General features: G+C 73.1%; 1 protein-coding gene. It reads left to right on the top strand.

Annotated elements, in window-relative coordinates:
- Positions 1 to 242 (top strand): alpha/beta hydrolase family protein (locus ACWXWW_RS18295; protein ID WP_455971463.1); only part of this gene is annotated, 242 nt, incomplete at both ends.

Raw genomic sequence — 242 nt, 5'->3', positions numbered from 1 at the left:
CCCTGGGCCTGACCAGCCTGGCGATCACCTACCGCAACGACACCGGTGCCCCGCCCTCCGCGGACCGCATGCACCACCTGGGCAGCGACGAATGGGAGGATGCCGAGGCCGCGGTCGAGTACGCCCTGGCGCACGGAGCGCAGCGGATCGTGCTGGTGGGCTGGTCGATGGGCGGGGGCATCGCGCTGCGCACGTCCGTGCGCTCTGCGCACCGCGAGCGGATCGCCACCCTGGTGCTGGAC

The organism is Microbacterium sp. KNMS, assembly GCF_053851835.1.
Note: the sequence above shows the minus strand (reverse complement) of the source record. Positions and strands in the feature narration are given on the sequence as shown.